Below are 18,767 nucleotides of genomic sequence, written 5' to 3' on the forward strand. Positions count from 1 at the left end.
GGCTTTGTGCGCATGAGCACGCCTCGCCCCGTCCTCGTGGTGGACTTCGGAGCCCAGTACGCCCAGCTCATCGCGCGCCGGGTACGCGAGGCGAAGGTCTACTCCGAGATCGTCCCGCACACCATGCCGGTCGCCGAGATGCTGGCGAAGGATCCTGCGGCGATCATCCTCTCCGGTGGCCCGGCCAGCGTCTACGCGCCCGGCGCGCCGCAGGTCGACGCCGGCATGTTCACGGCCGGGGTGCCCGTCTTCGGCATCTGCTACGGCTTCCAGGCCATGGCGCAGGCGCTCGGCGGCACGGTGGCCCACACCGGCAACCGCGAGTACGGCGGCACCCCGCTGCGCACCCGCCCGGACGCCGGGGTGCTGCTCCGGGACCTCCCCGACGACCTGCCGGTCTGGATGAGCCACGGCGACTGCGTCACCGAGGCCCCGGCCGGCTTCACGGTCACCGCCGAGTCGGCCGGCGCGCCGGTCGCCGCCTTCGAGGACCTGGCGGGCCGGCGGGCCGGCGTGCAGTTCCACCCGGAGGTGGGGCACACCGCCCACGGGCAGGAGATGCTCACCCGCTTCCTCTACGACGTCGCCGGCATCGAGCCCACCTGGACGCCGGAGAACATCATCGACGAGCAGGTGGCCCGGATCCGCGAGCAGGTCGGCGACAAGGAGGTCATCTGCGCCCTCTCCGGGGGTGTCGACTCCGCGGTGGCCGCCGCGCTGGTGCACAGGGCCGTCGGTGACCAGCTCACCTGCGTGTTCGTGGACCACGGCCTGCTGCGGGCCGGCGAGGCCGAGCAGGTGGAGAAGGACTACGTGGCGGCCACCGGCATCAAGCTCAAGGTGGTCGACGCCCGGGAGCGGTTCCTCGGCGCGCTCGCCGGGGTCACCGACCCGGAGCAGAAGCGCAAGATCATCGGTCGTGAGTTCATCCGGGTGTTCGAGGCGGCCGCCCGGGAGGTCGCCGCGCACGGTGACGTCGAGTTCCTGGTGCAGGGCACCCTCTACCCGGACGTCGTGGAGTCCGGCGGCGGCACCGGCACCGCCAACATCAAGAGCCACCACAACGTCGGCGGGCTCCCGGAGGACCTGAAGTTCTCCCTGGTCGAGCCGCTGCGCACGCTCTTCAAGGACGAGGTGCGGGCGCTCGGCCTGCAGCTCGGGCTGCCCGAGGCGATGGTCTGGCGGCACCCGTTCCCCGGCCCGGGCCTCGCCATCCGGATCATCGGCGCGGTCGACGAGGAGCGCCTCGCCGTGCTCCGCAAGGCCGATCTCATCGCCCGGCAGGAGCTGAGCGCCTCCGGCCTCGACCGGGGCGTCTGGCAGTTCCCGGTGGTGCTCCTGGCCGACGTACGCAGTGTCGGCGTGCAGGGTGACGGGCGCAGCTACGGGCATCCCGTGGTGCTGCGCCCGGTCTCGAGCGAGGACGCGATGACGGCCGACTGGTCCCGGCTCCCCTACGAGCTGATCGCGAAGATCTCGACGCGGATCACCAACGAGGTGGCCGAGGTGAACCGGGTGGTGCTGGACGTGACCAGCAAGCCGCCGGGCACCATCGAGTGGGAGTGATCCGGGCTCAGGCCGCCGTCGGCGGCTGAGGCCCGGCCGGCGGGACCGGCGCCGTCGGCGGAACCTGCCCGGTCGGCGGGACCGGCGCGGTAGGTCCGGCCGGAGGGAACGGTCCGGCCGGAGGGAACGGCCCGGCCGGCGGAGGTTGCGGCGCGGTGCCCGTCGGGCGCGGCCAGGCGGGCGCGCCGGCCGGCTCCTCGGGCATCAGGAACCACATGATCGGGTACGCGAGCAGCGCGAGCCCGCCGGTCAGCAGGCCGGCGACCGCGAAGATCACGCGTACCAGGGTCGGGTCGACGTCGAAGTAGCGGCCGAGGCCGCTGGCGACACCGGCCACCATGCGGTCGGTGGTGGGTCGCCGGAGCTGCTTGTACGGGGCCTGGGGAGGGACGGTCGCTGTCATGCCTCCACGGTCCGCGCTGGGCGCGTCCACGGCCTCGGTGAGTGCCCGGATCCCTACCCTGACCACCCCCTGAGGGGCGAGCGTTGAGTCAGCAATCCGACTCTTTTCGATGCCGGTAACCCGCCCGGGGGAGAATTTTGTCCCGTGACCACCACGCTGACGCCGCTTCGCAGGATCGCGGCATACGCAGTTTGTGCTGATTCCGCCGGCCGGGTGCTGCTCGTCCGCGCCTCGAAGCACTCCGGCACACCCGGCACATGGTCCCTGCCCGGCGGGGCGGTCGATCACGGTGAGGACCCGAACCACACGGTCGTCCGGGAGACCGCGGCCGAGACCGGGTTGTCGGTGGCCGTGACCGGGCTCCAGGACGTGCTGGCGGACATGCGGGCGTTGCCCGAGCGTGGCATCACGATCCACACCGACCGGCTCGTCTACCGGGTCTCCGTACGGGGCGGCACCCTCACCGACCGGGTCGACCGGCCGACCGACCTGGCCCGCTGGTTCACCCGCGAGGAAGCGGCCAGGCTGCCGCTGCGCTCGTTCACGGCGCGCGCCCTCGACCTGCCCGCGTCCTCTGCCGACGTGGTCCCCGACGAGCCTCCGGAGTTCCCCTCCTTCTACGCCGTGCCCGGTCCCGACGGGCTGCACCGGGCGCAGCGCTTCGCCGCGTACGCGGTCTGCACCGACCCGGACGGCCGGGTGCTGCTCACCCGGGTCGCCGACGGCTACCCGGGCGCCGGCTGCTGGCACCTGCCGGGCGGCGGCACCGACTACGGGGAGCAGCCCGGCGCGGCCCTGATCCGTGAGCTGGCCGAGGAGACCGGGCAGACGGGTCGGCTGGTCGGCCTCCTGGGGGTGGCGAGCCACCGGGACGCCGCGTCGCTCGGCCCCGAGGGCTACCCGATCGACTGGCACGGCGTGCGCGCGTTCTACCGGGTGGTGGTCGACAAGCCGGCCCCGCCGCGGGTGACCGACATCGGCGGCTCCACCTGCGAGGCCCGCTGGTTCGCTCGCGAGGAGTTGGGCGCCCTCCCGGCCGACCGCCTGACGGAGGTCACCGCCGAAGCCGTCCAAGCCGCCAACCTGACCTAACCCCCCACCCCTCCCCCCCTCCCCCCCTCCCCTCCCGTCCCGCTCACCCCGCTCCGCTCCGAGCGGTGATCATGAAGTTATTGTCGGGACACGCCGGGATGGACGGCGATAACTTCATGATCGACCGGTGCAGGCGGACCGGCGGACGGCCGGCGGGCGGGCCGGGCGGGCCTGCGGGGTGGGAGGGCACGGGATGCGGGAGCGGCGGCGGGTCGGTGCGTACGGGGTGTGCCGGCGCGACGGGCGGGTGCTGCTGGCCCGCGGCTCCGCTTCCGCCCCGTTCCCCGGGGTCTGGCAGTTGCCGGGCGGCGGGGTGGAGCACGCCGAGCATCCGGCGCACGCGGTGGTGCGGACGTTCGCTGAGGAGACCGGCCTCGCCGTCGAGGTGACCGGGCTGCGGGCCGTACTCGCCGACGTGACCACCTTCCGCGACCCGGACGTCTCGATGCACACCGACCGGGTCGTCTTCGACGTCACGGCGTCCGACGCCGAGCCGCGGCCAGAGGCGGGCGGCGGCAGTGACCGCCTCGCCTGGTTCACTCCCGCCGAGGCGGCGGAGGTGCCGCTGATGCCGTTCACCGCCGAACTGCTCGGCCTCCCCGTCACGCCCCTGCCGCCGGGTGTGCCCCGGTCGCTGCCGGCCGACCAGGTCGCCCCGCCGCCGCCGGACCGCCGGCTGCGCTTCGGGGCGTACGGGCTGGTCACCGACCCGGACGGCCGGGTGCTGCTCACGATGATCGCCGACGGGTATCCCGGAGCGGGCCGGTGGCACCTGCCCGGGGGTGGCACGGACCACGGCGAGCAGCCGGTCCCCGCGCTCCTGCGGGAACTGGTTGAGGAGTCCGGCCAGCTGGGCCGGGTGACGGGGCTCATCGGGGTGGACAACCTGCACAACCCGGCCGCTCTCGGCCCCGAGGGCCGGCCGCTGGACTGGCACGGCGTACGCGTCATCTACCGGGTGGTGGTCGAGGCACCCACCGAGGCCCGCGTCACCGAGCTGGCCGGCGGCTCGACCGCCCGGGCCGCCTGGTTCACGCCGGACCAGGTGGCCGGCCTGCGGCTCACCGAGATCGCCGCCCGCGCCCTCGGCCGGCGGGGCGGGTGACACCCGCCCGGGAGGCCGTCCTGGGGCGGCTGGGCTACAGTCGAGGTAGGGAATGATGGATAACGGGCGATGACGCCCGGGTTGCGAACGACAGCGCCGTTCGGGCGGTATATGGAGATATAAAGCCCGCCGACAGCTATCGCCAAGCGCCCTTCCCTGTGCAATGGTGTACTCCGCACAACGGCTGCCGGGCCGGGAAGGGTCCGGCACGAGACAGCCGGATGCCCCGCTTCGGTAAGCGGCGAGCCGTTCCGGTGATGGAGGAAGCGTGCCGAGAGCCCCATGGCGCCGGCGTCGTACGACTGACAGCCCGCGCCCCGCAGGCCCTCGTTGGGCCGGCCGACTGCGCCGTAGCGGCGCCTTCGCCCGGCAGGTGCTGCTGGTCCGGGTGGGCCGCCGCGACGGTGACCTCACCGTCGCCGCCGAGGCGGCGCTGGCCGAGCCCCGCTACGCCGACCGGCGCCGCCGCCGCTACGGGCTGGCGCGGACACGGCGGGCCGAGGTCGAGGCCGTCATGCCGGTCAGCCCGGCCCTGGCGCCGGTCGCCGCGCCGGACGACGACAGCGTGGCCGGGACGATCCCGCTGCTCCCCGGCGAGCGCAGCGCCAGCCGGCGGATGAAGTTCGCCGTGGTCAACGCGTGCACACTGAGCAGCCTGACGCTGGGCGTCCTGGCCATCTTCCTGGCCATGCAGGGCGAGGTACGCGTCGCCGCCATCTGCCTCATGGCCTGCGTCGCGTTCGACGGGCTCGACGGTGCGCTGGCCCGCAAGCTCGGCGTGGCGAGCCCGTTCGGCGCCCAGATGGACTCGCTGGCCGACATGTGCTCCTTCGGCCTCGCCGCCCCCGTGGTGGTCTACGCCTCGCTCGCCGGCTCCGTACCGACGGCGGCCGCCGCCGTGGCGTGCGCCCTCGTCGCGGCCTGCGCCGCGATCCGGCTCGCCCGGTTCAACGTCTCGCCGAAGGACGGCCGGTTCTTCTGCGGCGTACCCACCACGATGGCGGCCGCCGTGCTCGCGGTGACCGTCGCGATCGGCCTGCCGGTGCCCGGGCCGGTGCTGCTGGCAGGGGTGGCGCTGCTCGCCTTCGCGATGGTGTCCAGCTTCCCGTACGCGAAGCTCGCCCGGCTCGTGAAGCTGCCGCCGTGGCTGTGGCTGGCGCCCGTGGTCGGCGCGCTGATCGACGTCCGGCTCACGTTCGCGCTGATCGTGGCGGGCTACCTGGTCAGCGGGCCGGTGCTGTGGCTCCGCCAGCGCCGCGCCGCCTGATCCCGCGGCCGACACCGCCGTACGCGAAGGGGGGCGCCGCGAGTCCGCGGCGCCCCCCTTGGTGCCGGCTCAGCGCCAGCGGGCGATCACGGTGGCCCCGCCGACCACCTTGTCGCCGGGACCGACCAGCGGTTCCGCGGCGTCGGCCGGCAGGTAGACGTCGGTGCGCGAGCCGAACCGGATGAGCCCGAAGCGCTCGCCCCGCGCCAGCAGCGTGCCGACCGGCGCCCGCTGCACGATCCGCCGGGCGATCAGCCCCGTCCGCTGCGCGACCACCACCGTGCCGTGGACGGTGTCCAGCACCGTGTACGCGGCCACGTTGTGCTCGGCCTCCGGCTTCATGGCGTTGGCGAACCCGCCGTCGGCCACGAAGTAGTCCACCACCTTGCCGGCCACCGGTGCGCGGTTGACGTGCACGTCGAGCACCGACAGGAAGACCGCCACGCGCAGCCACTCCCCGTCGCCGAAACGCTCGTCGTGCAGGCGTTGCACCGACAGGACCTGGCCGTCCGCGGCGGCCACCACGGCCGACGGGTCCTCGGGCACGTCCCGTTCCGGGTCCCGGAAGAACGCGGCGACGGGTGCGGCGGCGAGCGCCGGCAGGAGCCAGAGCTTGGAGCCCGGCCGGGTCAGGCGGGCCAGCGCGGCCAGGCCGAGGCTGATGCCGGCCGCGGCCACCCCGTTGGAGTCGATGTGCATGGTCCGGGTCAGCGGCACGCTGGACGGCCGGTGAGCGGGGGCGAGCCGCACCGCCGTGGCCGGGTCCGCCGGGGTGAACCGGAGCCGGTACAGCCGCACCGGCGGGGAGTTGCGCAGCACCAGGTCGCGCCCGACGCCGTGCAGCGCGTCCTGCCGCTCCAACTCGGCCGCCGCGCCGGCGGTCCGGCCCGGTGCCGCGGCGGTCGCGACGCTGAGCACCCCTCCGTCGGCGAGGTACTTGGTGAGGGCCTCGATGGTCGTACGCGTCTCCTCGGCCGTCCCGAGCAGGGGCTCGGCGGCGATCACCACCTCGGCCGGGTCGGCCTCGGCGAGGGAGTCGACCACCCGCACCCGGTCGGCGACCCATCTGCCCTGTGCGGTGACGTGGTCGCGCAGCGCGGCGGCGGACCCGCCCTCCGCGGGCACCACGGTGAGCCGGTCACCGGGCAGCAACGCCTCGATCGCCGCGGCCAGCACCGCGGACTGCGAGGTCGCACCGGCCAGCAGCGCGGCCTTCGAGTCGTTGAGTCGAGCGAGCTCGGTGACGAGGGTGCGGGCGGCTCGCTCGCCGATGCGGACCGGACCGGGCCGGCCGGGGGTACGCACGGCGGGGGACTGGGTCATGTCGGACGGACTCCTGACGGGGTAGGCACGGCAAGCGCGACGGGGCCACCGCGAGGGCGCGGGATCGGCTCACGGGACGCGAACTCCATCGGCCAGCATAGGCGTCCCGGCTCCCCGCCGGCACCGCCGCCGTCGGCCGTCGGGCACCCCGTGCCGTACGCGGTGAGCCGGCCGCCCCGGATCAGCGGCGGGGCCGCTCCTCGTCGTCGGAGGCCGCCGGCCACGGGTCCGCGCCGCCGCCCGGGCCGCTGGTCGGCCGGTCCTCCACGGCCTCGACCGGCGCGTCCGTGATCGCCTCGGTCGGCCGCTCGTCGCCACCACCGGGCGCGGTGCCACCCACCCGTCCGAGGTCGCTCGTGTCCGCGTCCCGGAGGCCCGCGAGGTCGACCGTCGCGTCCGGCGTGCTCACCGGCTCGGTCCGCTCCGGCGTGGCCTCGGGTCGGTCCACCTGCCAGGCCGGGTGGATCCCGCCCGTCGACCCCGACTCCCACGACGGACGGGAGCCGCCGAGCGTCGCAGGCTCCGGCTCCCAGCCGGGGAGGATGCCGCCCGAGGTGGGCCGGTCCGGGTGCCAACCCGGGTCGCCGCCGGAGACCGGCGGGGCGGCGCCCCATCCGCCGCCGGACGCGGGCTCCTCCGGCGCGGTCGGGTGGGCCGGTCCGGCGGCCGGCCCGCCCGCCGCTGTCGCGTTCTGGTCGGCGTGCCGGCTGGAGCGCAGGGCGCCGACCAGGCCCAGCACGCCGATGAGGATCGCCGCGCCGGCCAGGAACCAGCCGACCGGGGGCAGCACGAGCCCGAGGATCTGGGCCGACAGCCACCAGGCGGAGAGCGCCAGGAAGAGCAGCCCGAAGGCGAACGAGACGAGGTCCGTACGATGAGCCTTCATCGGGTCACCACCAGGCTTCCGGCGTTGATGTGGGCGAAGAGGCGCAGCGTCCCGCCGCCGGCGCCGTCCGGGCCGAGGTCGGTGATCTCGCGGGACCGCCCGGCCGGCCCGGGCTGGTGCTGGCCGAAGACGGTGGCGTCGCCGGCGTTGACGTCCGCCACGGTGGTCACGTCGACGTTCGGCGGCACCACGATGGTGCCCGTGCCGAAGTTGACCGAGACCGTGATCTCCGTGTTCTTCCCGCGGAAGTCGACCGCGCGCAGGTCCAGCGTCGCGTCCCCGAAGCTGTTCTCGTACCGGGTGGCGAGGTCCTGGTAGCTCGCGGGAGCCCAGGTCACCGCCCCGTCCACACCCCGGAACCGGTCGTACGACTCGGCGACCGTCCCGACGGCCAACGCGGCGGCCGTCACGAGGCCGAGCGCGATGAGCCAGCGGGCCCGGCCGAACCAGGTGCCCACCAGCAGCCCGAGGCCGATGGTGGCCAACGCCGCGGCGAAGTACGCCGACGCGCCCACCTCGACGACGTTCATGAGGTCGAGGACGGCCACCACGCCCAGGGCGAGGAAGATCAGTGAGAACGTCACGGCACCGAGCGCGGACCGTTCCTTCGGCCGCTTGGGCGGCTTCGGCGGCTTCGGGGGGCGCGGCGGCGGGTACCCGCCCGACTGCTTCGCGTACGGGCCGTGCGGCGCGAACGGCGGCCGGTAGCCGGCCGGCGGCAGGGGCGCCGTCGGGGCGTACGCCGTCCCGCCCGGCTGCCCGGCCCCGGACGCGGGGGCCGACGGGCCGCCCGCCGCCGGCCAGCCGGGCGCGGCGCTCGGCCCGGCGTACGCCGCGGGGGGCCAGGTGGGCTGCGCGGCGGTGGGCCCCGCGGGCTGGCCGGAGACCGGCGCGTAGCCGCCGGCCGGTGCGCCCGCGGAGACCGGAGTGTCGCCGTGCGGAGCGCTCCCCCCGTGCGGAGCGCTCACACCGCTCACGGGCGGCTGGTACGCGGAGGCGGCACCGGGCGCGGGCGCGCCGGGCGTGGCGGCCACGTCGACGGTGGGCGGCGCGGCGTAGCGGTCGGGCGCCGGGTAGGCGACCGGCGGCACCGGGCCGGCCGGCCCGGCGGGCGGCGGCGCGGTCGCCGGACCGGCGCCCGCAACCCGGTGCTCGCGGTTGAGCAGCAGCGCGCCGCCGATCAGGATGGCCGCGCCGAGCAGCACCGCCCGGAACGCGTCGGTGACGATGTAGCCGAAGCCCACCGCGGCCACGATGCTGAGCACGATCACCGTGACGGGAGACATGCTGGACCGGCCGCGGCCGAGCATCGACTCGATCGGCGAGGCGCTGTCGCCCTCGCCGGGGATGATCAGCCACGCGGCGATGTAGACGAGGATGCCCACGCCGCCGAAGAACCCGAGGACGGCGAGCAGCACCCGCCAGAGCACCGGGTCGGTGTTGGTGGCCCGGCCGATGGCCGCGCAGACCCCGGCCAGGTAGCGCCCGTCGCGGGGCCGGACCAGGCCGTACCGCGAGGTGAAGCCGGCCGCGCCGGGTGGCGGGCCGCCCGGCCCACCGGGCGGGGGCGTACCACCGGGGGCCGTCGGCCCACCGGGCGGCGGCGTACCACCGCCACCTCCCGCGCCGCCCGTCGCGCCGTATCCGAAGGGTGGTGCGGCAGCGGGGTCCGGTCCCGGTCCCGCCGCCCGCGGGTCCGGCCCGTACCCGGCCGGGCCCGAGCCGAGATCCGGCCCGGCCGGGCGCGGGTTCGCGCCGCTCCCGGGCCCGGCGGGGGGCGCCGGCGGCGGTGGTGCTCCACCCGGCGATGCCGCGTCCGGGCGGGGCGACTGGGCAGCTTCCTCGGTCATGCTCCGATCCTGCTGCGTCACCCGCCGGAGCGACCTCAGGACCCGACCCTGACCCCACCCTGAGATCCGCGCCCCCGGAATGTCCGGGGCGTCCCCGTGGCCGGTGCGACGCGCAGCGTGTGACGATCGGATCGGCACCGGCGGCACCCGCCGGCCATCCGACGTCACCCACCGCGACCAGGGAGCCACCGATCAGCATCCCCAGCCCGCCGCCGCGCCTCTACCGGGCCCCGGAGCACCGGATGGCCGCCGGCGTCGCCGCCGGCATCGCCGAGCACCTCGGCATCTCGGTCCTGCGCGTCCGGGTGGCCTTCATGGTCCTGCTCGGGCTGAGCGGGCTCGGCCTGCTGCTCTACGCGGCCTTCTGGGCGGTGGTGCCGCTGCGGCCCGGTGACACGAGCGTGCCGCCCCGCCGCGACGTCGGCCAGTTGCTGCCGTTCGTGGCGATAGGGCTCGGCGTCCTGCTCATGCAGGTGATCGTCTTCGACTCGATCGGTGCGGCGGGCACCGCCGGATGGCTCGTGGCGATCATCGCGGTCGGCGCCGGCGTCATCTGGCACCAGTCCGCACCGGAACGGCGCCGGCAGTGGGGCGAGTCCCTGGCGGTGCCCTGGCTCGGCGCGGTGGTCGAGGAGAGCGACCGGCGTGCCTTCGTGCTCCGCTTCATCGGCGGCGGGGTGCTCGTCGCCGTCGGGATCATCGGCGTGGCCGCGGTCTACTCGCCGGCGCAGAACCTCGACGCGGTGATCAACGGGATCATCTTCGCGTTCGTGGGCCTCGCCGGGGTGGGCGTGGTCGCCGCGCCGGTGCTGTGGCGGACGTACAACCAGCTCCGGTCGGAGCGCGAGGGGCGCATCCGCGAGCAGGAGCGGGCCGAGTTGGCCGCCATGGTGCACGACCAGGTGCTGCACACGCTGGCCCTGATCCAGCGCAACGCCAGCGACGTCAAGGCCGTGCAGCGGCTGGCCCGGGGCCAGGAGCGTTCGCTGCGCAACTGGCTCTACAAGCCCACGGCGTCGCCCACCGAGCGGTTCGCCGCCGCCCTGGAGCAGGCCGCCGCCGAGGTCGAGGACACCTTCGCGATCACCGTGGAGGCGGTGGTGGTCGGCGACCGGGAGACGGACGAGCGGGTCGGCGCCCTGGTCGCGGCCGCGCGGGAGGCGCTGGTGAACGCGGCCCGGCACGCCGGGGTGCAGACCGTCTCGCTCTACGCCGAGGTGGAACCCGACCAGGTCAGCGTCTTCGTGCGGGACCGGGGGAAGGGATTCGATCCGGATACCGTGGAGGACCACCGGCACGGCGTCCGTGGTTCGATCATCGGGCGCATGAAGCGGCACGGCGGCCGGGCCGAGATTCGGTCCGGGCCGGGGGAGGGCACGGAGATCAGGTTGATCCTCCCGACCTCCCGGGACTCGTCAGCGGAAAGGGACAGATGACGATGGCCGACCAGTCGATGGAGCCGGTCGAGGGAGCGGGTGCCCGCGCCGAGCGGCTGCGCGTGTTCCTCGTGGACGACCACGCCATGTTCCGCGCCGGCGTACGGGCCGAGCTCGGCGCGTACGTCGAGGTGGTGGGCGAGGCGAGCACGGTGGCCGAGGCGGTCAACCGGATCGCCGCGACCGTGCCGGACGTGGTCCTGCTCGACGTGCACATGCCCGACGGCGGCGGCCGGGCGGTGCTGGAGGCGATGCGGCGTACGCACCCGCAGGTCAAGTTCCTGGCGCTGAGCGTCTCCGACGCCGCCGAGGACGTGATCGGGCTGATCCGGGCCGGCGCCCGCGGCTACGTCACCAAGACGATCTCGCCGGACGAACTGACCGCGGCGATCCGCCGGGTGGCCGACGGCGACGCGGTGTTCAGCCCCCGCCTGGCCGGGTTCGTGCTGGACGCGTTCGCGGCCCGGCCGGACGCGCCGGTCGCCGACCCGGAGCTGGACCAGCTCACCAACCGGGAGCGCGAGGTGCTGCGGCTGCTCGCGCGCGGGTACGCGTACAAGGAGATCGCCAAGGAGCTGTTCATCTCGATCAAGACGGTCGAGACGCACGTGTCGAACGTGCTGCGCAAGCTCCAGATGTCCAACCGGTACGAGCTGTCCCGCTGGGCGGCCGACCGCCGGCTGGTCTGAACGTCTCACTCCGTCCGCAGCACCGTGAACGCCTCGGCCAGCCGTCCCGGCGGCAGGCCGGCGTTGTCGGCGACCGTGGTGAGCCGGTCCCGTACCCAGCCCTCCACGTCGAAGTGCCCGGTCTGCGAGCGGTGGGCCCGCATCGCGGCGACCTTCCGGTCGAAGCGCTCGGTGATGTCGACCGTGTGGTCCGGGGCGGGCCCGCCCGCGTACCAGACCTCCCGGACCACCCACGGCTCCAGCCCTTCGGCCAGCAGGTCGGGGTGGGCGAAGCGGTTGCGCGCGTCGGGGTAGATGGCGCAGGTGGTGGCCTCGCCGACGGCGAGGTGGTCGGGGTGGCTGGGCCCGGAGAGCTGTTCCCAGCGGCGCAGGGGCGAACTGGTCAGCACCCGGTCCGGCCGGAAGCGGCGGATGGCCGCGGTGATGTCGCGGCGCAGCGCCATGCTCGGGGTGAGCGCGCCGTCGGGGTAGCCGTCGAGGAAGTGCACCCGCCGGACGCCGACCGCCGCGGCGGCGGCCCGCTGCTCCGCCTCGCGCAGCCGGGGCATCTCCTCCCGGGCGGTCTCGTCGAATCCGCCCGCGTCCCCCCGGGTGGCGATGAGGTACGCGACTTCGATACCCTCATCCACCCAGCCGGCGATCGTGCCCGCACAGCCGAACTCGACATCGTCCGGATGGGCAAAAACTGCCAGCGCGCGGTGGACGTCGTCGAGGGCCGGGGCGGACGGGGGGAAGCTCACAGGCCCCGAGCGTACGCCGTCGGTCGCAACGGTGAGACGAGGTCTTACCTGGTCAGAGCGGCATGAGCTGCGTGTTTCATGATCTTTTCTCAAGTATCGGCAACGTGGCGGGCAACTAACGTCTTGATAACGGCACCTTCACGGAACCGGCTGGTCAGTGTCACAGTTGCTTGCACCTCGCCCCCCGTGTGAGGCACTCCGTACGGCCTGACGACCACGCCCGCCGCTGTCGGCTGCGGTCCGTGGAAGCGACGCCTGCGCGGTGTCGAGCGCGACCGGGCGGGGGCCCGGCGGATCGGTGCACCAGGGGGTGTCCCGACCCCCAAGTGGTGTTCGGCGGTCGTGCTACCAGGGCCGCCGGTGACGTCACCCCCAGACGTGCGTGAAACCCACGACGGAACCAGGTTAGAAAGAGGAGGCCCCTCGGAATGAGAGTCTCGAAGCGGACGAGCAGCGCGGTCGCGCTGAGCGCGGCGGTCGCGCTCATCGCGTCCGGATGCTCGGGCAGCGACGACGGCGGCGACGCCGGCACCAGCACGGACGGCGCCATCGTCATCGACGGTACCCAGCCGGAGGTTCCCCTGGTTCCGGCGAACACCACCGAGACCGGTGGTGGCGCGATCATCGACTACCTGTGGACCGGGCTCGTCGAGTACCCGAACAACGGTGGCGCGCCGCAGAACGCCGTCGCGGAGTCGATCGAGACGACCGACTCCAAGGTCTACACCATCAAGATCAAGAAGGGCCTGAAGTTCCACGACGGCACCGAGGTGAAGGCCGCGAACTTCACCAAGGCCTGGAACTGGGCGGCCTACTCGCCGAACGGCGCGCAGAACTCCAGCTTCTTCGCCGACATCCAGGGCTTCGACCAGGTCCAGTCCGAGGACCCGGACGGCGACGGCCCGAAGCAGGCGCCGGAGCCGGCGGCCAAGGAGATGTCCGGCCTGAAGGTGATCGACGACTACACCTTCGAGGTCACCCTCGCCGCGCCGACCGCGGTGTTCCCGACCAAGCTCGGCTACAGCGCCTTCGTGCCGCTGCCGGACGTGTTCTTCACCCAGAAGCCGGACGACTTCGGCCGCAAGCCGATCGGTAACGGCCCGGTGAAGTTCGTGTCGTGGGAAGACGACGTCATGATCAAGCTGACGCGCTTCGACGACTACGCGCTGCGCGACAAGATGAAGATCAAGGACGTCGACGTCAAGCTCTACCAGGAGGACACGGCGGCCTACAACGACCTCCTCGCTGGCAACCTCGACTTCCAGCAGCAGGTCCCGGTCTCCGCGCTCGCCGGTGACAAGTGGAAGAACGACCTGGGCGACCGGGCCATCCAGTCGACCACGCCGTCCACGGGCATCATCGCGTTCCCGATCTACGACCCGAAGTACAAGAACCCCAAGCTGCGCAAGGCGGTCTCGCTCGCCATCAACCGGCAGGACATCACCGAGAAGATCTTCTTCGGTAACCGCACGCCGGCCGACAGCTGGGCCAACCCGCTGACCCCGGGCGCCAAGGCCGGCAACTGCACCGCCTGCCAGTACAACCCGGACGAGGCCAAGAAGCTCCTGGCCGAGGCCGGTGGCTTCCAGGGCGAGATGGTCTTCTACTACAACGCTGACGCCAGCCACAAGGAGTGGATGGAGGCCGTCGCGCAGAGCGTGAAGAACACGCTGGGCATCAACGCCCGCGCCGAGGGCATCCCGACCTTCGCGGTCTTCCGTCAGCAGATCAACGCCCACAAGATGACCGGCCCGTACCGTGCCGGCTGGCAGCAGGACTACCCGGACGTGGAGAACTGGGTCAACCCGCTCTACGTGACCGGTGGTTCCTCAAACGACGGCCTCTACAGCAACAAGGAGGTCGACGCTCTGGCCAAGCAGGCCAGCGGCGCGAAGAACCTGGACGAGGCGCACGCCAAGTTCGCCGAGGCCGTCGCCCTGATCGACCAGGACGTTCCCTCGATCCCGGTCTACTTCCAGGGCCAGCAGTCCGGCCACTCGGAGAAGATCAAGAAGGTGGAGCTGACCAACGTCGGCGAGATCGACATCACCTCCGTCGAGCTCTGATCCGTACGGTCTGACCCAGGTCGGGCTCACCTACAAGGTGAGCCCGACCTGGGGCCGTTCCGCGAGGGGTGCAAAATACCCCTCGACACGTCGTCACGCGTGTCGGTCGCCGACGCGCCCCCTGTCTGGAGGACCACCCCATGGGCCGTTATCTGCTGAGACGGCTGCTCCAACTCGTTCCGGTCTTCATCGGGACGACATTCATGATCTACTATCTGGTCTGGGTCATGGTGCCTGGCGACCCGTTCGCCGGCAAGTGCGGCGAGCGGCCGTGCCCGCCCGGCTTCGTCGCCATGATGACCGAGAAGTTCCAGTTGGATCAGCCGTGGTACGTGCAGTACGCCACGTACATGAAGAACCTCTTCCAGGGGGACTTCGGCACGACCTGGAGCGGCCGTTCGATCAACGAGATCATCGTCGCGGCGTACCCCAACACGCTGAAGCTGGCCCTGGTGGCCCTGGCGATCGAGGCGGTCATCGGTCTGACGGCGGGTGTGCTGAGCGGTCTGCGGCGTAACAGCTTCCTGGACAACCTGGTCCTGGTCTCCACGCTCTTCCTCATCGCGCTGCCGATCTTCGTCATCGGCTTCCTGCTCCAGTGGCTGTTCGGCGTGCAGTGGCACATCGTCGAGCCCACGGTGTCGAGCGAGATGCGGCTCTCGGAACTGATCGTTCCCGGCTTCGTCCTGGGTAGCGCCTCGATGGCGTACATCGCCCGGGTCGCCCGGACGAGCATCTCGGAGAACCGCCGCTCCGACTACGTCCGCACGGCGATCGCCAAGGGCCTGCCGATGCGCCGGGTGGTCGGCGTGCACCTGCTGCGCAACTCCCTGATCCCGGTCGTCACTCTCCTCGGCACCGACCTCGGCGCCCTCATGGGCGGCGCCATCGTGACCGAGGGCATCTTCAACATCAAGGGCATCGGCGGGACGGTCTACCGGGCGATCACCACCAAGGAGAGCGCCACGGTGGTCTCCATCGTGGTCATCCTGGTGGTCGTCTATCTCGTGATGAACCTGCTGGTGGACCTGCTCTACGCCGCCCTGGACCCGAGGATCCGCTATGAGTGACCCGACCGCTGCCTCCATCGTCAGCACGCCCCCCGCGCACCAGCCCACCGAGGTCGGCGGTCCCACCAACGCCGGCCTGCCCGAGAACGCCAAGCAGGACAAGCCGCGCGGCCTGCTCGGCGACGCCTGGCGGGACCTGCGGCGCAAGCCGCTCTTCTGGATCTCCGCGGCCTTCATCCTGCTCTTCGTGGTGATGGCCGCCTTCCCCTCGCTCTTCACCTCGGCCGACCCGACCGCCGGTGACCTGAGCCGCAGCCTGGAGAAGCCGTCCGGCCACGCCTGGTTCGGCTACGACATCCAGGGCCAGGACGTCTTCGCCCGCACGATCTACGGCGCCAACGCGTCCATCGTGGTGGCCCTGCTCTCGGTGCTCGGCGTACTGCTGATCGGCGGCACCATGGGCATCATCGCCGGCTACCGGGGCGGCTGGGTGGACGCCCTCCTCTCCCGCATCGCCGACGTCTTCTTCGGCCTCCCGTTCGTGCTCGGCGCCATCGTCATCCTCACGACGTTCAACGGCACCGGCACCAACAACAGCGAGTGGGAGGTCAAGGGCCTGGTCATCGCATCGCTGGTCGTGCTGAGCTGGCCGGTCGTGATGCGGCTCATGCGTTCCTCGGTGCTGGCCACCAAGGAGGCCGACTACATCGTGGCGGCCCGGGCGCTGGGTGCCGGCACCGGCCGGATCATCCTCAAGCACCTGCTGCCGAACTGCCTGGCCCCGATCCTGGTGTACGGCACGATCATGGTCGGCTCGTTCATCGGCGCCGAGGCGACGCTCTCCTTCCTGGGCGTCGGCCTGAAGTCGCCGGTGGTCTCCTGGGGCATCATCATCAACGAGGCGCAGAACCTGGTCCGGGTGGCCCCGTACCTGCTCTTCTTCCCCGCCGCGTTCCTCGTCGCCGCCGTGCTGAGCTTCGTGATGCTCGGCGAGGCGGTCCGCGAGGCGCTCGACCCGAAACTCCGCTAGGGGAGATCCAGTTGTCCGACATTCTCGTGTCCGAGCAGTCCGCTGCCGGCGCCGCCGGGCGTCCGGCCGGCCGGCTGCTCGAGGTCGACGACCTCCGGGTGGAGTTCCGTACCCGCGACGGCGTCGCCAAGGTCATCAACGGGGTCACGTACCACGTCGACGCGGGGGAGACCCTCGCCGTGCTCGGCGAGTCCGGCTCCGGCAAGAGCGTCACCGCGCAGACGATCATGGGCATCCTCGACACCCCGCCCGGCCACGTCACCGGCGGGCAGGTGCGCTTCCACGGCAAGGACATGCTCAAGATGTCCTTCGAGGAGCGCCGCCGCATCCGTGGCGAGGGGATCGCCATGATCTTCCAGGATGCGCTCTCCGCGCTCAACCCGGTTTTCACCGTCGGGTTCCAGATCGCCGAGCAGTTCCGCGTCCGGCGCGGCATGAGCCGCTCGGACGCCAAGAAGCGCGCGATCGAGATGCTCGACCAGGTCAAGATCCCGAACGCCAAGGGCCGGTTCAACAACTACCCGCACCAGTTCTCCGGCGGCATGCGGCAGCGGGCGATGATCGCCATGTCGCTGGCGCTCGACCCGGAGGTGCTGATCGCGGACGAGCCGACCACGGCGCTCGACGTGACCGTGCAGGCCCAGATCATGGACCTGCTCGCCGAGCTGCAGCGCGAGCGGCAGATGGGCATGATCCTGATCACCCACGACCTCGGCGTGGTCGCCGACGTCGCGGACCGGATCGCGGTCATGTACGCCGGCCGGATCGTCGAGGAAGCCGACGTGTACGACCTGTACGCCAAGCCGGCGCACCCGTACACGCTCGGCCTGCTCAACTCGATCCCGCGGCTGGACGAGAAGGGGCAGCAGCTCCGCACCATCAAGGGCCTCCCGCCGAACCTCATGAACATCCCGCCGGGCTGCCCGTTCAACCCGCGCTGCCCCATGGCGCAGCCGGTCTGCCGGGAGAAGGTGCCGCCGCTGCTGCAGATCGGCACCGGCCGTGCCAGCGCCTGCCACTTCGCCGAGGAGCTGGTGAACCGTGACTGAGAACATCCTCGAGGTCCGTGATCTGGTCAAGCACTACCCCGTCACCCGGGGTGTGGTGTTCAAGAAGACCATCGGCCACGTCAAGGCGGTCGACGGCGTCTCCTTCGACCTGCGTCAGGGCGAGACCCTCGGTGTGGTGGGCGAGTCCGGCTGCGGCAAGTCGACGCTGGCCCGGGTGCTCATGAACCTGGAGAAGCCGACCGCCGGCACCGTGCACTACAAGGGCCAGGACATCTCCAAGCTCTCCGGTGGGGCGCTGCGCCGCCTGCGCCGGCAGATCCAGCTGGTGATGCAGGACCCGTACACCTCGCTGAACCCGCGGATGACGGTCGGCGACATCATCGGCGAGCCGTTCGAGATCCACCCGGACGCCGCGCCGCGCGGCAGCCGCCGCAAGCGGGTGCAGGAACTGCTCGACCTGGTGGGTCTCAACCCGGAGCACATCAACCGGTACCCGCACCAGTTCTCCGGCGGCCAGCGGCAGCGCATCGGCATCGCCCGGGCGCTCGCCCTGCGCCCGGAGATCATCGTCTGCGACGAGCCGGTGTCGGCGCTGGACGTGTCGATCCAGGCGCAGGTCATGAACCTGCTGGAGAAGCTCCAGGACGAGTTCGGCCTGGCGTACATCTTCATCGCGCACGACCTGTCCGTGGTGCGCCACCTGAGCGACCGGGTCGCCGTCATGTACCTCGGCAAGATCGTGGAGATCGGCACCGAGGACGAGATCTACGAGCGGCCGACGCACCCGTACACCCAGGCGCTGCTGTCGGCCGTGCCGGTGCCGGACCCGACCGTGCGGGAGCACAAGGCGATCATCCGGCTCACCGGTGACGTGCCGTCGCCGGCCGACCCGCCGTCGGGCTGTCGGTTCCGCACCCGGTGCTGGAAGGCGCAGGACGTCTGTGCCCAGGAGGTGCCGCTGCTCCAGATCCGGCAGGGCTCGGACCACCCGAGCGCGTGCCACTTCGCGGAGAAGCGGGAGATCGTGGCCACCCACGAGGCCGCCTGACACACTCCTTCGAACCGCCTGCCGGCGTCCCGACGACGCCGGCAGGCGGTTCCGCGTTCCCGGCACCGGTCGGCCCCGCGGCGCCCGCGCCGCCCGCGCCGCCCGCGCCCCGCGCCCGCGCCGCCCGTCCCGCGATGCACCGGTGATCATGAGGTTGGCGGGCTTTTCGATCTCCGAATCGCCCGCCAACCTCATGATCACGGGGGAGAGGTCGCCGGGGTGGGGGCGGGGAGGGGGGTAGGGGGC

Annotated in this window: 14 protein-coding genes and 2 pseudogenes; 11 read left to right on the forward strand and 5 right to left on the reverse strand. The window is 72.6% G+C overall.

From position 1 onward, the window contains the following. Nucleotides 1-12: 12 nt before the first annotated feature. Nucleotides 13-1,566, forward strand: a complete 1,554-nt coding sequence (gene guaA / locus OG994_RS29325) for a glutamine-hydrolyzing GMP synthase (RefSeq protein WP_120328922.1) — start codon at nt 13-15, stop codon at nt 1,564-1,566. Between the two features lie 112 nt (nt 1,567-1,678). Here the strand turns inward: guaA and OG994_RS29330 are convergent. Then, nucleotides 1,679-1,969, reverse strand: a pseudogene (locus OG994_RS29330) (PspC domain-containing protein); the annotation flags it as partial. A 144-nt stretch (nt 1,970-2,113) separates the two neighbouring features. Between OG994_RS29330 and OG994_RS29335 the strand changes: the two are divergent. The 3 genes from OG994_RS29335 to OG994_RS29345 all read left to right on the forward strand — a co-directional run bounded on the left by OG994_RS29335 (nt 2,114) and on the right by OG994_RS29345 (nt 5,433). Beyond that, nucleotides 2,114-3,061, forward strand: coding sequence for an NUDIX hydrolase (locus OG994_RS29335; RefSeq protein ID WP_120328924.1), 948 nt, complete (start codon nt 2,114-2,116; stop codon nt 3,059-3,061). A gap of 193 nt (nt 3,062-3,254) precedes the next feature. Beyond that, nucleotides 3,255-4,166: an NUDIX hydrolase gene (locus OG994_RS29340; RefSeq protein WP_328853823.1), complete on the forward strand. Its 912-nt coding sequence runs from the start codon at nt 3,255-3,257 to the stop codon at nt 4,164-4,166. Nucleotides 4,167-4,509: 343 nt separating this feature from the next. Beyond that, nucleotides 4,510-5,433: a CDP-alcohol phosphatidyltransferase family protein gene (locus tag OG994_RS29345; RefSeq protein WP_120329117.1), complete on the forward strand. Its 924-nt coding sequence runs from the start codon at nt 4,510-4,512 to the stop codon at nt 5,431-5,433. A gap of 69 nt (nt 5,434-5,502) precedes the next feature. Here OG994_RS29345 and OG994_RS29350 read toward each other — a convergent pair whose 3' ends face one another. From OG994_RS29350 to OG994_RS29360, 3 genes and pseudogenes are all read right to left on the reverse strand, one after another. Then, nucleotides 5,503-6,756: a phosphatidylserine decarboxylase gene (locus OG994_RS29350; RefSeq protein WP_120328925.1), complete on the reverse strand. Its 1,254-nt coding sequence runs from the start codon at nt 6,754-6,756 to the stop codon at nt 5,503-5,505. Between the two features lie 702 nt (nt 6,757-7,458). Next, a pseudogene (locus OG994_RS29355) lies at nt 7,459-7,642 on the reverse strand (hypothetical protein); the annotation flags it as partial. Continuing rightward, complete coding sequence (locus OG994_RS29360; RefSeq protein WP_328851616.1) at nt 7,639-9,492, reverse strand: PspC domain-containing protein; 1,854 nt, start codon at nt 9,490-9,492, stop codon at nt 7,639-7,641. The pseudogene OG994_RS29355 and the gene OG994_RS29360, both read right to left, overlap by 4 nt. Before the next feature lie 242 nt (nt 9,493-9,734). Here OG994_RS29360 and OG994_RS29365 point away from each other — a divergent pair, with 242 nt between their 5' ends. Beyond that, a complete protein-coding gene (locus tag OG994_RS29365; RefSeq protein WP_407942554.1) occupies nt 9,735-10,928 on the forward strand; it encodes a PspC domain-containing protein in 1,194 nt (397 codons plus the stop codon). Between the two features lie 2 nt (nt 10,929-10,930). Continuing rightward, nucleotides 10,931-11,617, forward strand: coding sequence for a response regulator transcription factor (locus OG994_RS29370; RefSeq protein WP_328853825.1), 687 nt, complete (start codon nt 10,931-10,933; stop codon nt 11,615-11,617). Nucleotides 11,618-11,622: 5 nt separating this feature from the next. Here OG994_RS29370 and OG994_RS29375 read toward each other — a convergent pair whose 3' ends face one another. Further along, complete coding sequence (locus OG994_RS29375; RefSeq protein WP_204985187.1) at nt 11,623-12,357, reverse strand: PIG-L deacetylase family protein; 735 nt, start codon at nt 12,355-12,357, stop codon at nt 11,623-11,625. 428 nt (nt 12,358-12,785) lie between these two features. Here OG994_RS29375 and OG994_RS29380 point away from each other — a divergent pair, with 428 nt between their 5' ends. The 5 genes from OG994_RS29380 to OG994_RS29400 all read left to right on the forward strand — a co-directional run bounded on the left by OG994_RS29380 (nt 12,786) and on the right by OG994_RS29400 (nt 18,521). Further along, a complete protein-coding gene (locus tag OG994_RS29380; protein ID WP_120328929.1) occupies nt 12,786-14,423 on the forward strand; it encodes a peptide ABC transporter substrate-binding protein in 1,638 nt (545 codons plus the stop codon). Between the two features lie 140 nt (nt 14,424-14,563). Further along, complete coding sequence (locus OG994_RS29385; RefSeq protein ID WP_120328930.1) at nt 14,564-15,493, forward strand: ABC transporter permease; 930 nt, start codon at nt 14,564-14,566, stop codon at nt 15,491-15,493. Next, nucleotides 15,486-16,463, forward strand: a complete 978-nt coding sequence (locus tag OG994_RS29390; protein WP_120328931.1) for an ABC transporter permease — start codon at nt 15,486-15,488, stop codon at nt 16,461-16,463. The genes OG994_RS29385 and OG994_RS29390 overlap by 8 nt, the downstream gene beginning before the upstream one ends. A 26-nt stretch (nt 16,464-16,489) precedes the next feature. Next, on the forward strand, nt 16,490-17,512 hold the full coding sequence (locus tag OG994_RS29395; RefSeq protein ID WP_120328932.1) for an ABC transporter ATP-binding protein: 1,023 nt from the start codon (nt 16,490-16,492) through the stop codon (nt 17,510-17,512). After that, entirely contained in the window at nt 17,505-18,521 is a 1,017-nt protein-coding gene (locus tag OG994_RS29400) for an ABC transporter ATP-binding protein (protein ID WP_120328933.1), read from the forward strand. Before OG994_RS29395 ends, OG994_RS29400 begins: the two co-directional genes overlap by 8 nt. Nucleotides 18,522-18,767: the final 246 nt, after the last annotated feature.

Origin of the sequence: Micromonospora globbae, from assembly GCF_036184225.1 — a bacterium.
Classification (GTDB): domain Bacteria; phylum Actinomycetota; class Actinomycetes; order Mycobacteriales; family Micromonosporaceae; genus Micromonospora; species Micromonospora globbae.

What these genes read in the sequence shown, in the direction of transcription:
- OG994_RS29340 (WP_328853823.1), top strand. Translation starts at nt 3,255, where the DNA reads ATGCGGGAGCGGCGGCGGGTCGGTGCGTACGGGGTGTGCCGGCGCGAC.
- OG994_RS29360 (WP_328851616.1), bottom strand. Translation starts at nt 9,492, where the DNA reads ATGACCGAGGAAGCTGCCCAGTCGCCCCGCCCGGACGCGGCATCGCCG.
- OG994_RS29390 (WP_120328931.1), top strand. Translation starts at nt 15,486, where the DNA reads ATGAGTGACCCGACCGCTGCCTCCATCGTCAGCACGCCCCCCGCGCAC.
- OG994_RS29365 (WP_407942554.1), top strand. Translation starts at nt 9,735, where the DNA reads ATGGCCGCCGGCGTCGCCGCCGGCATCGCCGAGCACCTCGGCATCTCG.
- OG994_RS29350 (WP_120328925.1), bottom strand. Translation starts at nt 6,756, where the DNA reads ATGACCCAGTCCCCCGCCGTGCGTACCCCCGGCCGGCCCGGTCCGGTC.
- OG994_RS29385 (WP_120328930.1), top strand. Translation starts at nt 14,564, where the DNA reads ATGGGCCGTTATCTGCTGAGACGGCTGCTCCAACTCGTTCCGGTCTTC.
- guaA (WP_120328922.1), top strand. Translation starts at nt 13, where the DNA reads ATGAGCACGCCTCGCCCCGTCCTCGTGGTGGACTTCGGAGCCCAGTAC.
- OG994_RS29370 (WP_328853825.1), top strand. Translation starts at nt 10,931, where the DNA reads ATGGCCGACCAGTCGATGGAGCCGGTCGAGGGAGCGGGTGCCCGCGCC.
- OG994_RS29380 (WP_120328929.1), top strand. Translation starts at nt 12,786, where the DNA reads ATGAGAGTCTCGAAGCGGACGAGCAGCGCGGTCGCGCTGAGCGCGGCG.